This window comes from Streptomyces sp. NBC_00569 (assembly GCF_036345255.1).
Classification (GTDB): Bacteria; Actinomycetota; Actinomycetes; order Streptomycetales; family Streptomycetaceae; genus Streptomyces.
The window spans coordinates 10,176,642-10,197,907 of the sequence record NZ_CP107783.1; the positions used below are offsets into that span (position 1 = coordinate 10,176,642).

20 protein-coding genes and 6 pseudogenes are annotated in these 21,266 nt (G+C 66.7%); 16 read left to right on the forward strand and 10 right to left on the reverse strand.

Going from position 1 to position 21,266, the window contains the following annotated elements:
• Positions 1 to 75: 75 nt before the first annotated feature.
• Positions 76 to 854 (reverse strand): annotated as a pseudogene (locus tag OHO83_RS46120) (IS110 family transposase); the annotation flags it as partial.
• A gap of 387 nt (positions 855 to 1,241) precedes the next feature.
• Here OHO83_RS46120 and OHO83_RS46125 point away from each other — a divergent pair.
• Positions 1,242 to 2,442, forward strand: a pseudogene (locus OHO83_RS46125) (IS3 family transposase).
• Here OHO83_RS46125 and OHO83_RS46130 read toward each other — a convergent pair.
• The gene (locus tag OHO83_RS46130; RefSeq protein ID WP_266681829.1) at positions 2,420 to 3,538 is read right to left on the reverse strand and encodes an IS701 family transposase; all 1,119 of its coding nucleotides are present in this window, start codon (positions 3,536 to 3,538) and stop codon (positions 2,420 to 2,422) included. The pseudogene OHO83_RS46125 and the gene OHO83_RS46130 overlap by 23 nt on opposite strands.
• Positions 3,539 to 3,704: 166 nt before the next feature.
• Between OHO83_RS46130 and OHO83_RS46135 the strand changes: the two genes are divergently transcribed.
• Complete coding sequence (locus OHO83_RS46135) at positions 3,705 to 4,109, forward strand: type II toxin-antitoxin system PemK/MazF family toxin (protein WP_266681831.1); 405 nt, start codon at positions 3,705 to 3,707, stop codon at positions 4,107 to 4,109.
• Positions 4,110 to 4,408: 299 nt separating this feature from the next.
• Here the strand turns inward: OHO83_RS46135 and OHO83_RS46140 are convergent, their stop codons facing one another.
• Entirely contained in the window at positions 4,409 to 5,626 is a 1,218-nt protein-coding gene (locus OHO83_RS46140; RefSeq protein WP_406339873.1) for an IS701 family transposase, read from the reverse strand.
• 427 nt (positions 5,627 to 6,053) lie between these two features.
• On the opposite strand from OHO83_RS46140, the pseudogene OHO83_RS47215 reads away from it, so the two are divergent.
• The 4 genes and pseudogenes from OHO83_RS47215 to OHO83_RS46155 all read left to right on the forward strand — a co-directional run.
• Positions 6,054 to 6,218, forward strand: a pseudogene (locus tag OHO83_RS47215) (4'-phosphopantetheinyl transferase superfamily protein); the annotation flags it as partial.
• Between the two features lie 670 nt (positions 6,219 to 6,888).
• Positions 6,889 to 7,422: an AAA family ATPase gene (locus tag OHO83_RS46145; protein ID WP_266681746.1), complete on the forward strand. Its 534-nt coding sequence runs from the start codon at positions 6,889 to 6,891 to the stop codon at positions 7,420 to 7,422.
• 254 nt (positions 7,423 to 7,676) lie between these two features.
• Positions 7,677 to 7,919, forward strand: a complete 243-nt coding sequence (locus OHO83_RS46150) for a hypothetical protein (RefSeq protein WP_116504324.1) — start codon at positions 7,677 to 7,679, stop codon at positions 7,917 to 7,919.
• Positions 7,919 to 8,296: a fic family toxin-antitoxin system, toxin component gene (locus OHO83_RS46155; protein WP_266681747.1), complete on the forward strand. Its 378-nt coding sequence runs from the start codon at positions 7,919 to 7,921 to the stop codon at positions 8,294 to 8,296. Before OHO83_RS46150 ends, OHO83_RS46155 begins: the two co-directional genes overlap by 1 nt.
• A 491-nt stretch (positions 8,297 to 8,787) precedes the next feature.
• Here the strand turns inward: OHO83_RS46155 and OHO83_RS46160 are convergent, their stop codons facing one another.
• From OHO83_RS46160 to OHO83_RS46180, 5 genes and pseudogenes are all read right to left on the reverse strand, one after another.
• Positions 8,788 to 9,213, reverse strand: coding sequence for a DUF6281 family protein (locus OHO83_RS46160; protein ID WP_266681748.1), 426 nt, complete (start codon positions 9,211 to 9,213; stop codon positions 8,788 to 8,790).
• Between the two features lie 674 nt (positions 9,214 to 9,887).
• Positions 9,888 to 10,250 (reverse strand): four-helix bundle copper-binding protein, encoded by a 363-nt coding sequence (locus OHO83_RS46165; RefSeq protein WP_266681749.1) that lies wholly within the window; start codon positions 10,248 to 10,250, stop codon positions 9,888 to 9,890.
• 479 nt (positions 10,251 to 10,729) lie between these two features.
• On the reverse strand, positions 10,730 to 11,047 hold the full coding sequence (locus OHO83_RS46170; RefSeq protein WP_266681839.1) for a hypothetical protein: 318 nt from the start codon (positions 11,045 to 11,047) through the stop codon (positions 10,730 to 10,732).
• A 292-nt stretch (positions 11,048 to 11,339) separates the two neighbouring features.
• Positions 11,340 to 12,085: pseudogene (locus tag OHO83_RS46175) on the reverse strand (IS5 family transposase); the annotation flags it as partial.
• Positions 12,075 to 12,242 carry a hypothetical protein gene (locus tag OHO83_RS46180; RefSeq protein WP_330280691.1) on the reverse strand — a complete coding sequence of 56 codons (168 nt, stop codon included), beginning with the start codon at positions 12,240 to 12,242 and terminating at the stop codon, positions 12,075 to 12,077. The gene OHO83_RS46180 and the pseudogene OHO83_RS46175, both read right to left, overlap by 11 nt.
• A gap of 110 nt (positions 12,243 to 12,352) precedes the next feature.
• Between OHO83_RS46180 and OHO83_RS46185 the strand changes: the two are divergent.
• The 3 genes and pseudogenes from OHO83_RS46185 to OHO83_RS46195 all read left to right on the forward strand — a co-directional run.
• Positions 12,353 to 12,784, forward strand: a pseudogene (locus OHO83_RS46185) (transposase); the annotation flags it as partial.
• A gap of 116 nt (positions 12,785 to 12,900) precedes the next feature.
• Positions 12,901 to 13,278, forward strand: coding sequence for a VOC family protein (locus OHO83_RS46190; protein ID WP_266681750.1), 378 nt, complete (start codon positions 12,901 to 12,903; stop codon positions 13,276 to 13,278).
• Positions 13,279 to 13,802: 524 nt separating this feature from the next.
• Positions 13,803 to 14,027: a hypothetical protein gene (locus tag OHO83_RS46195; protein ID WP_330280692.1), complete on the forward strand. Its 225-nt coding sequence runs from the start codon at positions 13,803 to 13,805 to the stop codon at positions 14,025 to 14,027.
• Between the two features lie 504 nt (positions 14,028 to 14,531).
• On the opposite strand, the gene OHO83_RS46200 is transcribed toward OHO83_RS46195, so the two are convergent.
• The gene (locus OHO83_RS46200) at positions 14,532 to 15,191 is read right to left on the reverse strand and encodes an NADPH-dependent FMN reductase (protein WP_266681752.1); all 660 of its coding nucleotides are present in this window, start codon (positions 15,189 to 15,191) and stop codon (positions 14,532 to 14,534) included.
• Positions 15,192 to 15,627: 436 nt separating this feature from the next.
• Between OHO83_RS46200 and OHO83_RS47220 the strand changes: the two genes are divergently transcribed.
• From OHO83_RS47220 to OHO83_RS46225, 6 genes and pseudogenes are all read left to right on the forward strand, one after another.
• A complete protein-coding gene (locus OHO83_RS47220; RefSeq protein WP_353963521.1) occupies positions 15,628 to 15,714 on the forward strand; it encodes a helix-turn-helix domain-containing protein in 87 nt (28 codons plus the stop codon).
• Between the two features lie 91 nt (positions 15,715 to 15,805).
• Complete coding sequence (locus OHO83_RS46205) at positions 15,806 to 15,997, forward strand: hypothetical protein (RefSeq protein ID WP_266681753.1); 192 nt, start codon at positions 15,806 to 15,808, stop codon at positions 15,995 to 15,997.
• 232 nt (positions 15,998 to 16,229) lie between these two features.
• Positions 16,230 to 16,517 (forward strand): hypothetical protein, encoded by a 288-nt coding sequence (locus tag OHO83_RS46210; protein ID WP_266681754.1) that lies wholly within the window; start codon positions 16,230 to 16,232, stop codon positions 16,515 to 16,517.
• 155 nt (positions 16,518 to 16,672) lie between these two features.
• A complete protein-coding gene (locus OHO83_RS46215) occupies positions 16,673 to 16,909 on the forward strand; it encodes a hypothetical protein (protein ID WP_266681755.1) in 237 nt (78 codons plus the stop codon).
• A 339-nt stretch (positions 16,910 to 17,248) separates the two neighbouring features.
• Positions 17,249 to 18,408: pseudogene (locus tag OHO83_RS46220) on the forward strand (IS3 family transposase).
• 45 nt (positions 18,409 to 18,453) lie between these two features.
• A complete protein-coding gene (locus OHO83_RS46225; RefSeq protein ID WP_266681833.1) occupies positions 18,454 to 18,906 on the forward strand; it encodes an RBBP9/YdeN family alpha/beta hydrolase in 453 nt (150 codons plus the stop codon).
• Between the two features lie 200 nt (positions 18,907 to 19,106).
• Here the strand turns inward: OHO83_RS46225 and OHO83_RS46230 are convergent, their stop codons facing one another.
• Complete coding sequence (locus OHO83_RS46230) at positions 19,107 to 20,090, reverse strand: GlxA family transcriptional regulator (protein WP_266681756.1); 984 nt, start codon at positions 20,088 to 20,090, stop codon at positions 19,107 to 19,109.
• 138 nt (positions 20,091 to 20,228) lie between these two features.
• Between OHO83_RS46230 and OHO83_RS46235 the strand changes: the two genes are divergently transcribed.
• On the forward strand, positions 20,229 to 21,257 hold the full coding sequence (locus tag OHO83_RS46235; RefSeq protein ID WP_330280693.1) for a saccharopine dehydrogenase family protein: 1,029 nt from the start codon (positions 20,229 to 20,231) through the stop codon (positions 21,255 to 21,257).
• Positions 21,258 to 21,266: the final 9 nt, after the last annotated feature.

Sequence of the window (21,266 nt, forward strand, 5' to 3'; positions counted from 1 at the left end):
CTATTCGAGAAGGCCGCTCGCCCCGTGCTGCCGTTCCCAACCGTCGTGCCCAGCCACCCAAGGAACCAACATGAGCAACTCCGAGGCCACCCCGAGCAGCGGGTGGGGAGATTCTTCAAGGAGCGTCATCATGTCGACAGCCGCGAGCTGGTGGGCGTACTCGGCCCGCAGGACGCTGCGTGGGCGGTCAGCCTCTTCGTCAATGCTGCGGACATGACCGGCGCGCTTGACGGCGGAGCGCAGCTGATTCAGCGACAGTCGTGAGCCTTTTGTACGCGTCGGCGCTTTGGCAAGGATGATGCGGGCTCCTCGCGGGCCAGTCCGCTTTGCTTGGCCAGGAAGGCATCGAGGGCAGCGGGGTAGTACTCGCGCAGCAGGGAGCGGATCTGGTTGCCGATCTGCTGGCGGTTCCACACGGCGTCCTGCTGAGCCCGAGCCAGTACCGCGATGGTCTGGGCCTGGTCGGAGTCCGCTGGCAGCAGCCGGTGAACGGCCATGTCGGTTCGCAGGATGTTGGCCAGCACCAGAGCATCGCCCAGGTCTGACTTCTTGCGGGACACACCGTGCCGGTCGCGGTGGCGGGAGGCGGCAGGTGGGTTGATCGCGAAGACCTTGCGGCGGCCGGTCCGCAAGACTTCGACGAGCAGGCCGCGGCTGGTCTCGATGGCCACCGGTATCGGCGACTCAGGGCTGTCACCGTGCTCGGCCAGGAGCTCCAGCAGTATCCGGTAGCCGGCAGCGTCATCGGTGATCCGCCGTTTGGCCAGCAGTTCGCCGGACTCGTCGAACAGCGCGATGTCGTGATGCCTCTCCGCCCAATCGATCCCGCAGAACACAGTCGCACGTTCTCCCATCGTCGAGCGTTTATCCAGGTCACGAGCTCATGCAGGTCATGCGGCGTCCGAATCCCAGGACTCGGTCGGTCCGCCATCTCGGTAGCCGTTCGCGACACCAGCGCACCCCAGGGGCCTCAGTCTGCGCCAGAGCTCGTGGCTCGCGGAGGTGGACAGGAGGTCGCCCTGCGGCGGGCTCGCGCCACGACGACAACGAACGACATACGACGCTGGGTTTCACGGGACTTGGAGACGCCTGGTCGCGCCGCTCTCTCGTGAGGCCTCTCGCAGGCCGGGGAGATTCCGAGGCATCTGCCCGGCGCCCGCATGCCCCGTGAAACCGGGCCTTGACCCCTGATGTTGGACACACGAGACACTGGATCCTAAGGATCTGAGAACGGACATCTCGTGGTCATGAAGAACTATCCGCCGGAGTTCAAGGCGGACGCGGTCGCGCTGTACGAGTCGCGGCCCGAAGCGACGATCAGGTCGGTCGCCGCTGATCTTGGGGTTAATCCGGAGACCCTGCGGAACTGGGTCCGGGCAGCCGGAGCGAGTCGTCCCCGTGGACGCCGGACGCAGGAACCGGCCCCGTCGCCGACCCCGCTGGAGGCGGAGAACGCAGCTCTGCGCAAGAAGGTCCGTGAGCTGGAGGAAGAACGCGAGATCCTGCGCAAAGCGGCGAAGTATTTCGCCGGGGAGACACGCTGGTGAACCGCTTCCAGTGTGTCGCCGACCTCCAGCGCCGCTACGGCGTGAAGCGGCTGTGCAGCGTCCTCGGCGTCGCCCGCTCGAGCTTCTACTACTGGCGCCGGACGGCCGACGACCGGGCTGCCAGGCAGGCGGCCGATGCCCGACTGGCAGTCCGGATACGGGCCGTGCACCGCGAATCGGACGGCACCTACGGAGCCCCGCGCATCACCGCCGAGCTCCGCGAGACGAGTGGCGAGACGGTCAACCACAAGCGGGTCGCCAGGATCATGCAGGCGTTCGGGATCGAAGGAGTCCGTCTGCGTCGCCGGCACCGCACCACCGTCCCCGACCCCGCCGCGGCCAAGGCGCCCGACCTGATCGGCCGCGACTTCACCGCCCAAAGACCAAACACGAAGTACGTCGGCGACATCACTTACCTGCCCATCGAGGGCGGGAAGTTCTGCTATCTGGCGACCGTCATCGACCTTGCGTCGCGGCGTCTGGCCGGCTGGGCGATCGCCGACCACATGCGCGCGGACCTTGTGACCGACGCCCTGGCAGCGGCGATCCGAACCCGTGGCAGTCTTGCCGGGTCGATCACGCACCGACCAGAGCCCAATACGCGAGTCGGGCCTTCGCCGAAGCCTGCAGGTCAGCAGGGGTCCAGCGAAGCATGAGCGCGATCGGGTCCAGCGCGGACAACGCCCTCGCCGAGTCCTTCAACGCGACCTTCAAACGCGAGACCCTGCAAGGACGAAAGAGCTGGCCCGACGAAGGCGCGGCACGACTCGACGCCTTCCGGTGGCTTCACCGCTACAACACCCGACGCCGACACTCCCACCTCGGTCACCGCAGCCCCATCGCCTACGAAGCGGCATCCACACCCACACCAACTACGCTGGCACGAGCCGCATAACCCGTGTCCAGAATTCAGGGTCAAGGCCCGGCGAGGGATGACCCTCGTGTTCGTTCGCACGGAGGACAGCGAGGAAGGCATGCGCGAGCATGGCCAGGGTGACCCAGCGGGACCAGGACGGGTAGCGGCGGACCTGGTGCTCGTCCAGGGCCGCCAGGCCCTTGCCGGACTGGAAAAACTCCTCGACCCGCCACCTTGATCCAGCGACGCGCACCAGGGTGGTCAGCGGCACTGCGGCAGGCGAGTAGCAGCGGTAGTAGGCACGTTCGCTGGTGCTGCGGTTGCGGCGGATCAGCAGCTGCCGGCTCCCGGGCCGGCGATCGGTGAGGTCGATGACGGCCCAGTCGTAGAAGCGGTGGCCCTTGGCTCCGGCCCCTGCGGACAGCTTCTGCCAGGCCCTCTTGGGCACCTTCCTGGCCGACATGTCGGCGCGAAACCTCCCGGCGCCTATGGTGACTTCGTGCGAGCAGGCCACCGCGAGGACGTAGCCGGTGCCGCGTTCCTCCAGCGCGGTGCGCAGCCTCGGGTTGCCGCCGTAGACCTCGTCTCCCGCGACCCAGGCGGCCCGATGGCCGGCGTCGAGGAATCGGGTGACCATGCGAGCGGCCAGCTCCGGCTTGGTCGCGAACTCCGTATTGTCACCGAGGCCGGCGGCCCGGCAGCGGTCGGGATCGGAGGTCCAGGAACGCGGAACATAGAGTTCCCGGTCCGCTGCGGCGTGCCCGCGGCGGCCGGCGTAGACCAGGTAGACGGCGACCTGGGCGTTCTCGATCCTGCCCGCGGTGCCGGTGTACTGCCGCTGGACTCCAACGGTGTCGGTGCCTTTCTTCACGTCGCCGGTCTCGTCGACCACCAGCACCGCCTCGTCGTCGTGCAGATGCTCCACCACGTAGTCACCCACCTCGTCGCGGACCTGGTCGGCATCCCACTTCGCCCTCCCGAGCAGGTGCTGCATGCCGTCCGGGGTCCTGTCCCCGGCCCACTCGGCGATGGTCCAGCAGTTCTTGCGCGGCAGGTCCGACAACAGGCCGAGTACCAACTTCCGGGCCCGGCGTCGGGATTCGACCCGTGTGAAGCGTCCCGCTATCCGGCTCATCAGGCCCTCGAACGCCTCCTGCCAGCAGGCAGGGTCTACGCTGTGACCTGCGGCCACCGCATGATCGTTTGTCTTCACACACCGATGATCAACGGTGGCCGCACCCGTCTCCACACCGCGTCAGGTCGCGCAGCGTCTGCCTGCCGTCCTGTGTATCGGAGGGCTTGTGCAACGTGGCGAAGTCTGGTGGGTCCAGTTCGACGAGCGGAGGTTGGTCGTACTGCTGTCAGGAGACGACGCGTCCGGGTTTCAGGTGATGCAGGTCGTCGCTCCGGCGGGCCTCGACATCAGCGGTCTGGGCATCGAAGTGACGGTCGGCGCCGGTGAAGGGCTGCCGCTCGAAGGCGTGCTGCGGCTCGCGTTCCCGCGTCCAGGCTTCACCCCGTGCACGTGGCTGACCACCGTGTCCCGGGACGACCTGATAGAGCGGGCGGCCGTCCTGTCCTCCAGGAAGCTCAGCGAGATCGACGATGCCCTCCGACTCGCTAAACAAGCACAGGAGCGGACCCCGGCAACGACCGCGAAGCTCAGCGAGATAAGGGACGCCCTCCGTCGCGGTGAACTCGGGTAGACGGAGAAGGAGCCGACGCCCGCGATGGCATTGGGCGATCTCGGGCGGGATGATCCACGCTGGACACCTGCCGCCTCGACGCCCCTCACCATCGAGATCACGATCTACGGCTGGAGTACTAGTACTCCAGCCGGATTTCTAGATTTTCCCTGGTCAACGGCTTGGCGGCGAGGAGTGTAGCGGGTGTGTGGCAGTCGCGGGACGGTCTTGAACGGGCCGTCCCGCGAACGTGTGCCCGCGCCGTATGTAGTGACAGCGCCGGGCGCGTGCTTGGTGTCGGCGCCGCCATCGGGACCACTTCATGATGTGGTCGCGGTGCGCAGGATGGTGGCGGGGTTGAGTTGCCAGCAGACGGCGGATTTCAGCCGGTGTGAGGTCCACGAGGTCGGGAGTGTCTGCCTCGGCACCCCTTTTTCGCGTTCCTGGGCGGTCATCGCAGCAAGGAACGTGTGGGCGAGCATGGCGAGTGTGATGTGCCGATACCAGCCCACGTAGCGGCGGACTTCGTACTGGTCCAGGCCGCACTCGTTCTTCGCGCTCTGGAAGCATTCCTCGATCTTCCAGCGGCAGCCTGCGATGCGGACGAGGTCGGCGACGGTGGCGTCCAGTGGGGCGCAGGCGAGGTAGTAGGCGATCTCGTCGGGCTTGGTGATGCTGCGGCGGGCGAGCATCCAGCGTTGTCGGGTGGGCTCGTCGCCGTCGAACTCCCAGGCGGCGGGCAGGCGGGCGGCGGTCCAATCGTAGTAGCGCTCGCCCTTCGCTCCGTGTCCTGCGGACAGGCGCTGCCATGCCTCGGGCGGGGCCTGGCTGATGAGGTGGTCGATGCGTGGGCCCTGGACCTGCTGGGACTTGGGCACGGCGACGACGTAGAAGAGGCCGCGGTCCTCCAGGAAGCGGCGGAAGCGGGAGTCTTGGCCATAGGCAGAATCTGCGGTGATCCAGGCGATGGGGAGTGGGGAGGCCAGGGCCCGCTCGATCATGGCGCGGGCGAGGTCGTTCTTGGTGGTGAAGCCGCGGTCGTTGGGGATGCGAGCCGCTTGGCAGCGGTCACGGTCGTCGGTCCAGGACTTGGGCAGGTAGAGCTCGCGGTCCACCAGGGCGTGGCCGCGGGTGGTGGCGTAGGCGGTGAAGACGCCGATCTGGCAGTTCTCGGTCCGTCCGGCGGTGCCGGAGTACTGGCGCTGGACTCCGGCGGAGGTGGTGCCCTTCTTCACGAAGCCGGTGTCGTCCACGATCAACACCCCGTCTGTTTCCCCGAGTTGCTCGGTGACGTATGTCTGCAGGTCATCGCGGAGATCGTCGGCTTCCCAGCGGCTCTTGGACAACAGGTGCTGGAGGCCGTCGGGGGTGGCGTGGCCGGCGTATTCGGCGAGCTGCCAGCTGTTCTTGCGGCCGACCGGGCCGAGGAGTCCCCGTACGTAGTCCCGCATCCGGCGCCGGGCTTCCACCCGGGTGAAGCGTGCTCCGGTCCGCAGGAAGAGTTCTTCGAGTTCTTGGTCCCATGCGCTCGTCGGCATGTCGCTGATCACGACGTTGGACTGTCCCGGACCCTGTCACTACATGCGGCGCGGGCACACGTTCGCGGGACGGCCCGTTCAAGACCGTCCCGCGACTGCCACACACCCGCTACACTCCTCGCCGCCAAGCCGTTGACCAGGGAAAATCTAGAAGTCCGGCTGGAGTACTAGGCTGAGAAGAATTGGGCCGCTGGCCTCAACCGAACCGGTCACCAGGACACTTATCTTTGCGCGCACGTGGCACTGCGCCTGCTCCTCGGCGCCTACCCCGGAACACCGCCAGCCCACGTACCCGTGCAGCGGCAGCTATGCGCACCGTGCCAGAAGCCGTCATGGACGGCCCGTAGTCCGAGGCAATCCATTGCACTTCTCGCACTCCCACGCCGGCCGGCTCTGCCTGCCGGCCTTCGCGGCCGTACCGGTGGGCGTGGATATGGAGGCGGTTACCTCCCGATCCGTTGCCGACACCGTCGCCGCTTTCCTGCATCCTCGCGAGACCGCCGAACTCTCCCAATGTGCCCCTCATGAGCGTCCTCTGGCATTCACCCGTGGATGGGTGCGCACGGAGTCATACCTGAAGGGGCTGGGGACCGGACTCGGTCGCGCGCCTTCAAGGGACTACTTGGGGACGACCGCAGGCGATGCCAGCCACCCGCTGGGCTGGACGGTCCAGGATGTGGCGGTGGAGGACGACCACATCGCCGCCGTCGCCTTCAAGTGCACCTGATGCGACACGCAGCGAGAAGCGGCATCGCCCTATTCAAGGCCTGATTGGCCAGCTATCGGTGAGCAGGATGGCCAGGTCCTGTTGAGCACGGGATCCATGAGCTGCCGGTTCCGTCGGCTGGGCTGGCCAAGTACCGCTGGAGGTCACAGTCGGGAGCTGTTGTCCTGTCTCAGTTAAGTCCGGGCAGTCTCAAAGATCTCTGGACATCCGTCCGGCCGGTCGGGGCGCGACTCAGAGTCCGCCCTGGTCGTGTCGCGCCACGGAACCTCCGACCGGCCACGGGACAAGGAGATGCTCAGAGACATCTGAGACGCGGGACAGCTGGACGTCTCACACAAGTCCGGGCACCGCACGTCAGAGCGCCGCGATACCCGGAGAAGTCTGAGACCGGACAGCTGTGACTGAGCGTTTGTGACTGGGCACGCTAGTTGGCCACTGTGCACCCCCGGCGGCCACTTCTGTCCTCAGGCGGTTGATCTGGTGAAAGGTGCCTCATCCGGGACACGTGAGGAACAGACGCACGTAGGGTCGGCCGGTGATCATCTGGTTGAACGGGACGTTCGGGGCAGGAAAGACCACCACGGCGAAGGAGTTGACCTCTCGGATCCCAGATTCGCGGCTCTTCGATGCTGAGAAGGTCGGGGAGATGCTCTGGCATGTCCTGGGGGTACCGGAGCGGGACTTCCAGGACTTCCCTCCGTGGCGGGGACTGGTCGTGGAGACCGCCCGACAGGTGCTCGACTATGTCGGCGGCACCTTGGTGGTCACCCAGACGGTTCTGGTCGAGCAGTACTGGCAGGAGATCCATACCGGCCTGGCCCAGGCGGGTATCCCGGTGCACCACTTCCTGCTGCATACCGACCAGGACACGCTGGTGGAGCGCATCGAGACCGACACGAAGCCAAAGAGCATTGCTGCCCGCCAGTGGCGTCTTGACCATCTCGCCGACTATCGGCAGTCCCTGTCCTGGCTTCGCAGGGCAGCCGAGGTCATCGACACCACCGAGATCACTCCCGACCGCGTCGCGAAGATCATCACGTCACGAGTCCGGCCCCGCGGCCAACTGTGACGCTCAGAGTGGCCAGCTAGCGCGCTCAGTACAAGCGTGTTGTCGTGTCTCAGCTATTTGTGGGCAGTCTCAGAGTTCTCTGGGCGACAGGGCGTCCGTCTCGCGAAAGTCTGGGCAAGGGCCGTGGTGGACGGGCGGTCGAATGCTCGGCACGAGCGCCTGGTCGCCGCCCTCATTGACGGGGACTGGACTGCCAGGCCACCAGTCCCAGGACTGGAGCCCCTCCGTGTGGTAACAGCTGTTACCGTCGTGGTATGGCGAAGAAACCACAACTGGGCGCACGGGTGGACGGGGAAGTCGCGGAACTCGCGAAGAAGCGTGCCGCCGACCTGGGACTGAGTGTTGGTGACTACCTCGCCCGCCTGGTGCGGGACGATGCCAGTGGCCTGCGCGCCCGCGCGGTGGACGCGGCTGCCCGCTTCCTGGCCGAACACCAAGAGGTCTTCGACGACGCCGAACGAGCCCAGGAGACAGCTCGGGGAGCGCGCGCGGCCTGATGGAACTGCACATCGACGTTCCCTGGATCCTGCAGGTCACCGAGGTCGCCGGAGCGAACGATCCAGCCCCCGACGACTACGGTGTTCCCGTTTCGGCAGTGGCCCGTCACCGGGCCGAGTTGCTCGAGCAGCCCGTCTACGACGGTCCGTACGCCAAAGCCGCCGCCCTGGTGCATAGCCTGGGCCGGTGCCGATGGCTGGAGCGTTCCAATCTGGCCGTTGCCGCCGCTACCGGCGTCATGTACCTCGACGCCGCCGGAATTCCCGTCAAGCCCGCCCGCGAGGACGCCATCGCCCTCAAAGACCTGCTCCTCGATCCCGCCTGCACCGCCGGGAAAATCGCTGCTTTGCTACGGACCTGGCCCACCGCCACCTGACGCCCGCATACCCGGCGCCGCCTCCTCAGAGCAGCACCGCTCGCGCGGGCTGGCCCCGGACCGTGCACTGACATGCCTGGCAGCCGTCGCCAAGCCCATGCAAGCGATGGCACTGACGAGAGACCCACCTGTCAATAGCGTCCGTCAGTTTTAGATCTAGCCGGATCGGTCATTGACTGCCATGCCGGTCACGAAGTCGCTGCGGATGACGATCTCGGCGTCGTAGTAGCCGGGCTGCGTCGACAGCACACGACCGTGAGGTGATCGACGCTATCGCCTTCAAGTTTCAGACCGGGCTCATAACGTCGCCATCCGCGTTCTTGGCGCGCTGCACCTGGACGCCGTCCGTTGCAATCGAGCTCCGAGTCAGCGCGGGGAGCCGATCGCGGGAGTGGCGAGGCATCGCCACCCGCTACGAGAAGACCGCGGCCACCTACCTGGCCGGACTCCACATCGCAGGCATCTTCTCTGGTCCACACGCTGATCCAACCCTAGCCTCGTGTCAGGGTCTTGACCTCCGGAGGCAGGCTGCCACCGGGTTGGACGGCAAGGAGCATGACCTCGTCCGAGGTGTACCGCATCGCGATGGCGATGCGTGGATTCAAGCCGTCGACGGCATAGGCCGTGGTCGGTTCGGGCCCTGCGGCATCGTCGTTGTGGCCCGGTGTGTCGTCGCAGGGCGGGAACTCGGCGGGGCCGAGTGCTTTGCCAACGGTGAAGTCGACGTTGGCCAGCTGCATGTAGGTGCGGCCCCCGTACTTGGCAGCGATCGCGCATGACCCTTCGGCCTCTCCGCCACCGCCCTGCGCCGTGCAGGCGGTCGTCAGCGCGGCCACGACCATGCCCGAGTACCACGGCAGCCGCCGCGACCGCGTCGACATGGCGGCGTTGCGTCGGCTTGAGCTGCTGATTCGCATCAGTGGGCTCCTTCTGGAGCGTGCGCGCTCCGTCTCACCGGGTACCGAATGACGCATGGGGAGTTCGGACCCCGGGCGCGGCTCCCGATCCATTCATGACCATGACGGAGCTCGAGGCGAACTGGTTTGTTCCGCTTTGAGTGACTCGCCCTTCTCGCATGATCCAAACGAGAGACCCTAAGGCCCAGGCGGCGAGCGGGCGGGTCCAGGCGAATGCCGCGACCGATGCGGCCCGGATCACGGTGCAGTACCAGCATCTGGCTTCCCTGCACACCGACCGTAGGCCCGTGCTCGCGACCTTCCTGCACCAGACCGAGGCGGCCATGGACGCCATCGAAAAGTCCGTGGTAGACGGCAGCGACTACACGGCGGCTGTGCAGGTCACCCACACCACCATCGCCGAGCTGGAGCTCATCTTGCCCGCAGGCATACGGGAGGCCGCCCTTCTTCTACACAGGAAGGTCATCGGGTTCGACGCCTTCGTTGCCGTCCGGGGATCTGCCATCCGTCGTCGGCAGCGCTACCTGAGCACTACTGATCGCGGACGGCGCGTTCTACCACATCCACTGGGCGACCCGTGGATACAGTTGGAGGAACCCCAGTTCACATCTGGCGCCGCCGTGGGCTTCGACGGCGCCCGAGCCCGGGCGCCGTCGAAGCCCATCAGCCAGGGATCACATCGTGGCGCCCGTCATCGCGCGGCACATCTCCGCGCTGCGGCGACACGCCTCGGCACAGCGCATCATCTGTTGATCGTCCGGCATGGACATACACGCCTCGGCGCACATGTCGCACGCCTTGGCGCACATCGCGCACATCTCGGGCGACATCGGCGAGCGGCGCATCATCATGTCCGCGCACATGCGGGTCATCTCGGAGCAGTCAATGAGCGCGCGCATGATCTGCATCTGGGGCTGGCCGCCCATCTGCATGCAGGAGCTCATGGTCTCCTCACAGGCGCTGTGGCACGACATGCACGCTGCGACGCAGTCCTGCATCTCCTTGCTCATCGCGGTCATGGATCCGGCCTGGGTCATGGCTCCTCCTGGGAGTGAGGGGGCCCGGGGCGGGCCCCTTACCCCTGTCTTACGCCTGCCCGTGCCCTCCCGCCATGGAGCGGATGGAAGGATTCCCCATCCTTTGCGCATAAAGCATATGATCCCCGGCACTTTCACCAAGGGGCACGTCACGGGTCCATCAGAGTTGTCGTCCCACGGCTTCCGGCCACGCCCCCGAAGTAGGCGCCGTCGACGACCACCTCGTCCGCAGCCTCGGGGGGCGCCAGCGCGAGCGCGAGACGTTGCCAGGTTCGAGGAGTTCCACCCGCCCGAAGAGGCGGAAGAGGTCTACGCTGCTGCACGGACGCATCGCCGACGCCTGGCCGGACTGGGACGACGTGTATGTGTAGTTCAACAACGACCTGGGCGGTGCGGCCGTCGTCGACGCTACGAAGTTCGCCTGGGCTGCGGCCATGTTGGGCCGGACGGTGAACCGGACGCCGTCGTCCCTCACGGGCTTATGCCGGTCGGGCGCCGTTTTGGACGGGCGATCCGTCGACGCCGAGGGTGAGGATGCCGTTCGGGTCGTACGCGATGCGCGAGCCGAAGCCGCGGCTGATCCGGCCCAGGCGGTCCTGAAGCCACTGGCAGTCCTTCGCCGACGCGCTCCGAAGCCGCATCCGCCGGGTCTGGAAGGGCGTGATGTGCAGTTCGCGGAGGCTGCCAGTGCACGGCTCCAGCGAAGGGGAGTAGAGCAGTCGCAGGTCCTCGGCGTAGTTCTCGTAGCCGGAGATGCCCTCGTAGTCGTTGACCAGGTCGCCGCAGCCGTAGGTCATCCTGTGCACCGTTGCCGCTGCTTGCTGCCGGCTGGACTGTGCTTGCGCTCCCATGATCAGCAGTAGTGGAGACGCGCCGGTGCCACCCCGGACACCCGGACCGCCTTGGCCCGGGATTCGGCCCCTGCGGCCTCCACCCGGGACCTCGCACGGGGGGTGCGGTAGTGGGACGGGAAGGACATGCGTTGTGCTCCTCAGGGGATCGGGCGGTCCGGGCTCTACAGTCAGCGCGTCGGGTGCGGGGGGCCGGAACCACGGCTCGCGATCCAACTGAGACGACGCGACTGTCGAGGTGGAGGTCGGCGCGTATCTCATAGCGGATGCGGAGTCGTTTGAACTGGTGGAGCCAGGCGAAGGTGCGCTCGACGACCCAGCGGGTCTTGCCCAGACCGGAACCGTGCGGGACACCACGGCGGGCGATCTTGGGTGTGATCCCACGGGCCCGGACGAGACGCCGGTACCTGTCATAGTCGTAGCCGCGGTCGGCGAAGAGCCGCCTGGGCCGGTGGCGGGGTCGGCCACGTAAGCCACGGATGCGGGGTACGGCGTCCAGCAGCGGCATGAGCTGGGTGACATCGTGATGGTTTCCACTGGTCAAAGAGACGGCGAGCGGGGTGCCCTGCCGGTCGACGATCAGGTGTTGCTTGCTTCCGGGCCGGGCCCGGTCGACCGGCGAAGGTCCGGTGTGAGCCCCCCTTTGAGGGCACGCACATGCGAGCCGTCGATCGCCGCGTCGTCCATCTCCAGCAACCCGGCAGCCCGTAACTCGGCCAGCAGCACCTCGTGCAGCCGGGGCCAGACACCCGCCTCGGTCCAGTCCCGCAGACGCCGCCAGGCCGTCACCCCGCTGCAGCCGACCTGCTCCGCGGGCACGTCCCGCCAGCTCACGCCCTTGCACAGCACGTAAACGATGCCCCTCAACGCAGACCGGTCATCCACCGGCAACCGCCCGGGATACCGATGCCGTCGAGGCGCACGGGCCGGCAACAGCGGCGCGACGCGTTCCCACAGATCATCAGGCACAAGGTCAGCAGACACCTACCAAATCCTGCCGATACAACACCCAACCACCAAGCCCCACAACGAACTTCATTCTGAAACCATCAGTAAGAGGTAGTCCCCGCAGGGGGCTTGGACCACGATCATCATCGGTGATCAAGCGTTTGCTCTGGATGCCGACGGCGAGCGCCAGCACACGTCAGTCTTCTTTGAGGGCTCAAGGCCCGGATCAATGGAGGACGTCGTGCTGACGCCGGCGATCGGCATCAAGAAGGTGGCTCAACGGGCCCGGCTCCCGCCCATTAGATCAACGGCCGCAAGAGACACATCGCCGTTGACACCCTCGGCCTGCCCGTGATGATCACGGTGACGCCCGCCGACACCACCGACCTCGACGCGGCCCGCGAACTCCTCTGGCGCCTGCGGGTCATACAACCCCAGATCACACAGGTCTGGGCCGACTCCGCCTACGCCGGCCAGCTCATCAACTGGTCCGGCGACTTCCTCAACATGACCCTGAAAAGGGTCTCCCGGCCCCGCGGCGCGAAAGGCTTCGTCGTCCTGCCCCGCCGCTGGAGAGTCGAACGCACTCTCGGCTGGATCATGAAGGCCCGGCGGAACGTCCTCGACTACGAACGTCTGCCACAACATTCCGAAGCCCACCTGACCTGGGCACTCATCACCCTGATGACCCGGAGGATCACCCGCAGCGGTCCTCGCAAGGACTGGTCGAAAAAGGACTCAACGGCATAAGAGCTCGCAGAGGATGCTTGGGCCTGAAGAGCGGCAGCACCCCCTCGGGTGCTGCCGGAAAATAGATCGCCAGGGCGGACCAGGCCTCCTACCGTTCCGCCATGCAGATCGTTGTGACGCTGGACTGTGTCGACACCGAAGCGCAAGCAAACTTCTGGCTCGCCGCGCTCGCCCCGCTGGACTACCGGCGCGGCTTCCATGGACCTCCCTACCTGAGCCTGGTCGGGCCCGCTCCTGCACCAACCCTTCTCCTGCAGCACGTCCCAGAACCAAAGCAGGGCAAGAACCGCATGCACCTTGACCTCGACTTTGGCACCGAAGACCTGGTGTCCGAGGTCAGTCGCCTCGAACGGCTCGGTGCTGCGAGGCTCTCTGAAGAACTCAGCGAACACGGCTTTCACTGGATCGTCGTTGCCGACCCGGAGGGCAACGAGTTCTGCGTATTCAATCCCCCGAACAGCACCAACGTTGCGGAGTAGTTATTAGGTCGGGCTGAGGTTCCACCATGGCCTGGGAAGCCGCCTGCGGCGGCTTCCCAGGCTGAAGCTTGTGAGACTCGTCCGTCCGCAGCTCGGTCGACATGCGGGCAGCACGCGTACTCGGATCGATCCTCGCTGCCCGGCCAGCCGGAGTCACTCACGGCTACGCGATCACGGAAATTGAGCCAGAGCCATTTCTCGTGAACATTCCCCGGCCCAGTGATCAGCAACTGCTCCCAAACCGGGTGACAAACGCTGCTGCTGAACGTGAACAAAGCCACCGGGTCGATGTAGGGCCGGGCGACGGCTTTCAAGGAGTTCTTCACCCCGTCGTCGCTGCCTTGATGACCTTGTCCAGGTAGGAGAATAAGGAGGAGGGCGCTGACAGGGCGTTCGCCGGGAAGCGTCCGAGTACGGCTTCCCGGTCCGGGCCATCTCGCCGCGCGCCCCACCCTTGACCCGTACCCAGGTCGGTGTGTTTCCAGGTAGAGGCGAAAGGTGTCGGCAAATTTCACCGCCGCCGGGTGGGCACCGTGCTCGCGGGCGAACTCCTCGAACACGCGCAAGCCCCGGGCGTACGCGCGCTGCGTGTTCGCCGAGCGCTGGTGGGCGATCCAGAAGGGCGCGAGCGTGCGCAGCACGTCGTCCTGGCGGTAGATGCCGACGAGGAAGTCGTACAGCTTCCGAGAGTGTTCGGGCAACTGGTCGAGAGGGTCGCGGTGCAGGGTCGCGAGGGTCGCCCGGGGTGAGCGCTGCAGCCGGCGCCGGTCACCGTCCCGTCCTCCAGTCGTCGGGATCGAAGAGATTCGGCATTGCGCACTAGCTTTCGGGTGTGACGGAGCCGCGTCCGGTTGGTGCGTGCCAGCCGGTCGGCAGAACCAGGCCGTGCCGGATGACGAAGGCTGCCCCGGTGATCAAGGCGTCGTGTGCAGGGCCACAAACCGTGGTCTGCCCGCCGGGCACCCCGGCGAGACCGTTGCTCATCGCGTCTGGGCCCGGTGACAAGAAGGTAGGAGGGCGCGTCTGTGACAAGTAGCCTGGCTCCCAGGTGAAAACCAGGCGGCTTTGCCCCGGCCCCTCCGCCAGCGCATTCGGCTCTGCCGGTGACAACTATCGAGGTTCAACTCATCATGAGCCAAGGCAGGATAGACGTCACATAGGCAGGCCTGTTGTCATTCCGATTGGGCGCCGGTCCTTGTTGGGAATTACGTCCAGCAGGCCGGTACTCCCGGATGGCAGGACGCAAACACGCGTCAGTCCTCGGTCCGGTGGGTGACCGGTGCGTTGGTGCGATCGCCGGGGAATTCGTACCAGCGGCGCTGTAGGCATACGAACTCCACGTCGGCGCGTACCAGCCGCATGAACCCGCAGATGGTGTCGGCGAGCCGCTCGTGGGAGCCGGGGTGGGTGAGGCGGCCGTCCTCGGTGAAGGCCTCGTACGCGCGGGGCAGGCTGAACATGTCGGGGTAGACCCGTGTCCCCAGGTGTTCCAGCGGGACCCGCAGCGCCCACAGGCCGCGGTTGCCGCCGATCATCGACGGGGAGGACGAGATCAGCAGGGCGTGCTTGGTCTTGAACGGCTGCGGCCGGACTCGGGAGACCCAGTCGATGGCGTTCTTCAGCAGTCCTGGAACGGAGGCGTTGTACTCGGGCGACGAGATCACGAACGCATCGCAGCGTTGGATCCTTTCGCACAGGGCCAGGGCACCGGCGGGCAGTCCTTCGGAATCCTCGACATCTCCGTCGTACAGCGGCATGTCGAATTCCTGCATCCTGGCCAGGTCGACCTCGGCACCGGTCTCGGCGATCAGGTTCGACGCCAGCGAGGCGAGCTGCGCGTTGGTGGACCCGGCGCGCAGTGCAGCGCCGAATACCAGGACCCGAACGGGACCCGGCTGGGCATCCGTGGTCATCGTGAGGTTCCTTTCGCCGGGCGGTTGTCCCTGGCAGCGAGTTTTCCCCAGTCCGGCCTGTCGCATGAGACGACACACTGTGGCTCCTGGGTATGGAGCAGGGAGCCGAGCCGTGATCGAGCACCGTCTGCGGTCGCCCGCGCCGCCCACGCGAGCGGGCTTTACGTGCGCGGACGGCGACCCGGTCGGGCAGGAGTACCTCGAGCGCCGCGAGTGCGACGAGGAGTCAAGCGCCGCACCGGGCAGATCCGTCCGGACGAGACGCATGAGGACTACGAATCAGGACGAGCCGAATTCTTGGCGTGGACAACGAGCCGGTAGGCACGTCCGGATCCTGGGGGCCACCAGCTGTTGCGGCTTTCGTCAGTCGCCCTCAGTGATTGGGGTATTTCGGTTCACTGTCGGTGGTGGCTTGTAGGTTGGTCGGGTGATTGTGATGCAGGCGTACCGCTTTGCGCTTGACCCGACTCCGCGTCAGGTCGGTGCGTTGCTGCGTCATGTCGGTGCCGCCCGGGTTGCATGATCGGTTGATTTGTGCGGGTCAGACATGGTGTAGCTCGGAATGAGGGAGGCATCCGGCGTCTTGTTTCTGCTCCATGGACGAGGGGTGCGCGATGGCGTCGGTGCTGGGAATGCTGGAGGAGCGGGAGACAGCTGCCCGTGTGCGGGTGGAAGGGCTGCGGGAGGAGGTCGCCCGCTTGGCTGAAGTGTTGGAGACCGCCGAGATCGAGCTGGACCGGCGGGTGATCGCACGGGAAGAGCTGGTCGAGGCCCTGGCAGCCTCGGCTGCCAGGGCCTCGACGTGACCGGGGCCGAGGCGGAGCGGGAACCGCGCCCTCGCCCGCGCCGGTGCCGGGTCGATCGTGCCACTTTGGCGCGAAGGATTGACGGTGACGGTGCTGGCGCCGGGCTACCAGCGGATCCTGGGCGTGCTGGAGGAGCGGCAGCCGGCGGGCCAAGGACCGCTGAAGGCCAAGTTCGCATCCCCGAGCCGACCGCGGTGACTGGGCCACCGCGCACACCTGGCTAGCCGCCGCGGTGAAGGGCGACATCAGCGCAGCGGCCAACGCGAACCTCTACTTCGGGGCCCCGGCTCTCGCGTTCGTCACGTACAGCGCAGCAAGCGCATCGAGCCGCTATCTGCGCCTGCTCGAACGCCTTGATACGGCCACGATCACCTGCCATCCGGATCTGGGCCATCACCGACAGCCCGCCCCTACCGGGAACTTGAAGCCGCTCTGGCTGCGGCCTGTGTGGCGGACATTTACGGCGATCCACTCGAATGCCTCGTTTCCGGCACAGATGAAGATCGTTGTGAGGGCGTGACAGCAGATACGTCGTTTCCTTTCGCCGAGTCCAGCACCCATCGAAGCTGTGCCTGCGCGACCAGTCCTACCGTGCCCCCAGCGCACCCCAGCGCTTCCACTTCAACGCGTACCCACCTGAACGCTCCTCAGGAGGGCAGCTTGCAACGAGAAAGGGTGCATCAGGAACTGCCTTATCTGAAGGACTTTCTCAATACATTGGACCGGCTGCAGGTCGATTTTCAGCAACGGCTCGGAGGTATCGAGCCGACTGTCCTACGTAGGCAGACAGAGCAGACTTCTTCCGCGCAAGAAGTTGAGGACTTCACACAGCCCTGGGAAGGTGCCGCGTGCGAGCACCAGCTGGGAGTGAAGGATGTCTGGAACATCCGTGATGAATCACTGTCTGTCTAGCCTCGCCGTTTCGGTTGGGGGGTGATGAGGCCGAGAGCGGCGGGGGGTGGGATTCCCCCGGCCCGCCGCCGCCGGTTTACGGAAGGGTCCGGTACGCAATCCGCGTGCTGGGCCTTTTTCTGTTTCTGTATGTGGGTGGTTTTGCGGGTGTGAATGTGCGGTGTGGTGGCAGGTGGGCGTCAGCAGGGCTGGATTGGGTCGGTAGCCAGCTGAGCTCGCTGTTCACGGTGCTGGAGTAGAGAGGGTCTGCTGCAGCATTGGGTGACAGGTTGACCTGCCCCACCTCTCAGGTTCCAGTTTTGGTGGCTAACTGACTGCCTTCACGAGAGGCTGCCGGACATGCCCCGCGCCTACCCCGCTGAGTTCCGTGCCCGTGCCATCGCGCTGGTACGGGCAGGAAAAGAACAGAAGCAGACGGCCGTTGACCTCGGCATCCATCCGGTCACGTTGTCGAAGTGGTTGCGTCAGGACGACGTCGACAACGGTCGACGGCCCGGCAGGGTCTCGGAGGAGTCCGCAGAGCTGCGTGCAGCACGGCGGCGGATCCGCGAGTTGGAAACCGAGCTTGAGATCGTCCGCAAGGCCGCCAAGTTCCTCGGCGAGGACAAGCCGGCCCCAAAGGGCTCTACCCGGTGATCGACCGTCTCGTCGATGCCGGGGCACCGGTCGACCGATGCTGCCGGATCCTCGGCGTCGCCCGGCAGAACTACTACAAACACAAGCGCACCCCCACCACACCGCGGCAGTTACGGCGGGAGTGGCTGACCGGGCTGATCCGGGAGGTCCACGTCGCCTCACGGGGCACCTACGGCTACCGCCGCATCCACGCCGAGCTCACCCTGGGAATGGGACTCCAAGTGTGCGCGAGGACCGTCTCGGTGCTGATGACACAGGCCGGGATCCACGGACTGCCCGGACCAGTGCGAGTGAAACGACTGCGTGGCGTCGTCACCGCCGACGACCTGGTCAACCGGAAGTTCGATCGGCTGCGTCCCAACGAGCTGTGGGTCACCGACATCACGCAACACCGCACCAGGGAAGGGTGGGTGTACTGCGTGGCGGTCCTGGACGCGTTCAGCCGCAAGATCGTGGGCTGGTCGATCGACTCCAGACAGGACTCCACCCTCGTGGTCAACGCGTTGGACATGGCCATCCGCAACAGCCGCCCCGAACCAGGCGGGATAGTGCACGCCGATCACGGCGCCCAGTTCACCTCCTGGGTCTTCGGTCAAAAGATCCGCTCCCCCGGGCTCCTGCCCTCGTTCGGCACCGTCGGAGACGGCCTCGACAACGCGATGATGGAGTCGTTCTGGTCCTCGATGCAGATCGAGCTGTTGAACCGCAAACGGTGGAAGACCCGGGTCGAATTGGCGAACGCGATCTTCGAGTACATCGAGGTCTTCCACAACCGACAGCGGCGCCACTCAGCACTGGGCTACCGCACCCCGATCGAATACGAACTACGCTTCGAGCAAGACACCATCCCCGCCGCCAGTTAGCCACCACAGCTGGAACCCAAACCGTGGGGCACCTCAGCGGTAAGGATCTCCCCGGCCTCGTGGTCCACCCCCGATCTGGATGACTGGGTTGACGCCGTCCACGAGGCGTACGCCGATGCCTGCTGGCAAGAGAGCCGCGTTGTGCTGGTAGCCCACAGCCTGGGCTGCTGGGCGGCGTCCACCTGGCTGAGCAGGAACCCATCGAGGCCGGTCGGCGGCGCATTGCTGGTCGCGCCCCCCGACCCGCAGGGGCCGGCCTTCCCAAGCCAGGCGGCCGCGACGTTCATCGAAGTGTCTGCACAACCGTTGCCGTGTCCGGCCCTGGTGGTGGGCAGCACCAACGATCCGTACTGCACCCCCGAGGCAGCCGTCGACTTCGCGGCGCGATGGGAGGCGCGATGGCACCTGTCGGGCGCGTGCGGACACATCAACTCCGCCAGTGGCCTGGGTGCGTGGCCGCACGGCCGCGAACTCCTGGGCTCGCTAAACGAGCAGTGATCAACCACCGCACGGGACCGCGCCGTTTTGCGGTTCCACTTCGCACAAGGCTGGCGAGCGGCGCCAGTGATAGTGCTCGGTCACCGCACCACCTGTGACGGAGCTGGTCTCTTTGGCAATTGAGTCGGCTGTCTGTTCTGGGCGTTGGCGGAGGGTGGTCGCGAGCCGCTGTCAGGCGGTGCCGGGAGCAGACCTGGTGGTCACTGTGGTGGGGTCTGCTGCGGCTGGGTGGGGGAGGTGATGAGCGGCTGAGCGCGGAAGGTCCGGCGGTAGGTGTCCGGTGGGACGCCGACCGTGCGGGCGAAGTGGCGGCGCAGCGTGGTGGCGGTGCCCATTCCGGTGGTTGATGCGATGGTGTCGACGGTGTCGTCGGTGGTCTCCAGCAATTCCTGGGCGTGCCGGATGCGTTGGGTGTGGAGCCACTGCAGTGGGGTGGTGCCGGTCACCTGCTTGAAGTGGCGGCCCAGGTGACGTGAGCTCATCCGTGCCTGGCGGGCAAGGTCCTCGACGGTGAGCGGCTGGTCGAGGCGTGCCAGGACCCAGGGGAACAGGTCGGCGAGGGGATGGTTGCGCGGTTCGGGGACGGGCGTGGCGATGAACTGGGCCTGGCCGCCGTCCCGGTGAGGCGGTACGACCAGGCGTCGGGCGATCTTGTTGGCGATGGTCGAGCCGTGGTCGAGGCGTACCAGGTGCAGGCACAGGTCCATGGCGGCGGCCTTGCCGGCGGAGGTCAGTACGCTGCCGTTGTCGACGTAGAGGACGTCTGGGTCCACGGTGATGTTCGGGTGGCGCCTGGACAGTTCGCGGGTGTGCGCCCAGTGCGTGGTGGCGCGCTTGCCGTCAAGGAGGCCGGCCGCGGCCAGGACGAAGGCGCCGGTGCACAGGGAGGCCACGCGTGCGCCCGCCGCATGGGCCGCGCGGACGGCGTCGACGAGGTCGGCGGGGGGGTCCTGGTCGGTATCGGCCCAGCCTGGGACGATCACGGTGTCGGCGTGCGCGAGGTGGTCGAGCCCGTGGTCGGGTTCGATGGTGAAGCGGTCGACCTGTACGGCGCGCGGTCCGCAGAGCGAGAAGTCGTACCAGGGGTTGGCGATGTGGGTCAGGTCGGCACCGAAGACCTCGCAGGCCAGGGACAGTTCGAGGTGCAACATGCCATCGGTGATGGCCAACGCGACGGTGGGCATGTCCGAAAGTGTATGGGTCATGTCGTTGCAGACACTCGTGCGGGAGTGCCGCTTCGCGCCAGGCTCTTGGAGCCAGAGCGCGCCGGGTGACCAGGGACCGGCGCTGGAGCGGGCATACAAGGGCAGGGGAGCGGTCTGATGGGGTCGGGGCAGACGGTCGCGGTGTTCGGTGCGTACGGGCACACCGGGCGGTTCGTGGTGGCGGAGCTGGTGGAACGCGGGTTCGTCCCGGTGCTGTCCGGCCGTGATGCGGACCAGCTGAAGGCGCTGGCCCACGAGAGCGGTCTGGAGGCCCGCCCGGCGACGGTGCACGACCCGGAGGCACTGGAGCGTGCGCTGGCCGGCACGGCCGCCGTCATCAATTGCGCCGGCCCCTTCGCCTCGACGGCTGCCCCCGTGATCGAGGCGGCGTTGCGGGCGAAGGTCCCGTATCTGGATGTGGCGGCTGAGATCGAGGCGAACATCGACACGTTCGCGCACTTCGCCGGCCGGGCACGGCGGGAGGGCGCGGTGATCGTCCCGGCGATGGCTTTCTTCGGCGGGCTGGGCGACCTGCTGATCACCGTAGCGATGGGCGACTGGACCGAGGCCGACGAGGCGCACATCGCCTACGGGCTGAGCAGTTGGCACCCCACCGCAGGGACGCGGCGTTCGGGCGCGGTCTCGCGAGAGCGCCGCGGCGAGCGGCGCATGCGCTACGTCGGAGGGCAGTGGGAGTACCGCACCGACGCGCCGCCCACCATGGAATGGGACTTCCCCGCCCCGATGGGCCCCCAGCCGGTGATCGGGGAGTTCACGATGGCCGACGTGGTCACCGTGCCCAGCCACCTGCCCATTTCGGACGTCACCACCTACATGACGGCTGCAGCCGTCCGTGACATCGCGGCCCCGGACACGCCGGCACCGACCGCGGCCGACGCGTACGGACGGTCCGGCCAGACCTTCCTCATCGACGCCCTCGTGCGCTCGGGCGGCGCCGAACGCCGCGCTGTGGCCCGCGGTCAAGACATCTATGCCGTCACGGCCCCTCTTGTCGTGGAGGCCCTCGAGCGCGTCCTGTCCGGGCGTACCCGCACTGTTGGCGTTGCGGCCGCCGGTGAGATCTTCGACGCCACCGAGTTCCTGCGCGCGCTGGCTCCGCACATCACCCTGAACCTGCAGTCGTAACGGGCCGAC

Bases quoted from the DNA above. Each gene is read 5' to 3' on its own strand.
- OHO83_RS46205 (WP_266681753.1), top strand. From the start codon at position 15,806: ATGGCGTCGGTGCTGGGAATGCTGGAGGAGCGGGAGACAGCTGCCCGT.
- OHO83_RS46130 (WP_266681829.1), bottom strand. From the start codon at position 3,538: ATGAGCCGGATAGCGGGACGCTTCACACGGGTCGAATCCCGACGCCGG.
- OHO83_RS46150 (WP_116504324.1), top strand. From the start codon at position 7,677: ATGGCGAAGAAACCACAACTGGGCGCACGGGTGGACGGGGAAGTCGCG.
- OHO83_RS46170 (WP_266681839.1), bottom strand. From the start codon at position 11,047: ATGACCTACGGCTGCGGCGACCTGGTCAACGACTACGAGGGCATCTCC.
- OHO83_RS46235 (WP_330280693.1), top strand. From the start codon at position 20,229: ATGGGGTCGGGGCAGACGGTCGCGGTGTTCGGTGCGTACGGGCACACC.
- OHO83_RS46165 (WP_266681749.1), bottom strand. From the start codon at position 10,250: ATGACCCAGGCCGGATCCATGACCGCGATGAGCAAGGAGATGCAGGAC.
- OHO83_RS46160 (WP_266681748.1), bottom strand. From the start codon at position 9,213: ATGCGAATCAGCAGCTCAAGCCGACGCAACGCCGCCATGTCGACGCGG.
- OHO83_RS46190 (WP_266681750.1), top strand. From the start codon at position 12,901: ATGCAGATCGTTGTGACGCTGGACTGTGTCGACACCGAAGCGCAAGCA.
- OHO83_RS46155 (WP_266681747.1), top strand. From the start codon at position 7,919: ATGGAACTGCACATCGACGTTCCCTGGATCCTGCAGGTCACCGAGGTC.
- OHO83_RS46200 (WP_266681752.1), bottom strand. From the start codon at position 15,191: ATGACCACGGATGCCCAGCCGGGTCCCGTTCGGGTCCTGGTATTCGGC.
- OHO83_RS46140 (WP_406339873.1), bottom strand. From the start codon at position 5,626: ATGCCGACGAGCGCATGGGACCAAGAACTCGAAGAACTCTTCCTGCGG.
- OHO83_RS46230 (WP_266681756.1), bottom strand. From the start codon at position 20,090: ATGCCCACCGTCGCGTTGGCCATCACCGATGGCATGTTGCACCTCGAA.
- OHO83_RS47220 (WP_353963521.1), top strand. From the start codon at position 15,628: ATGCAGGCGTACCGCTTTGCGCTTGACCCGACTCCGCGTCAGGTCGGT.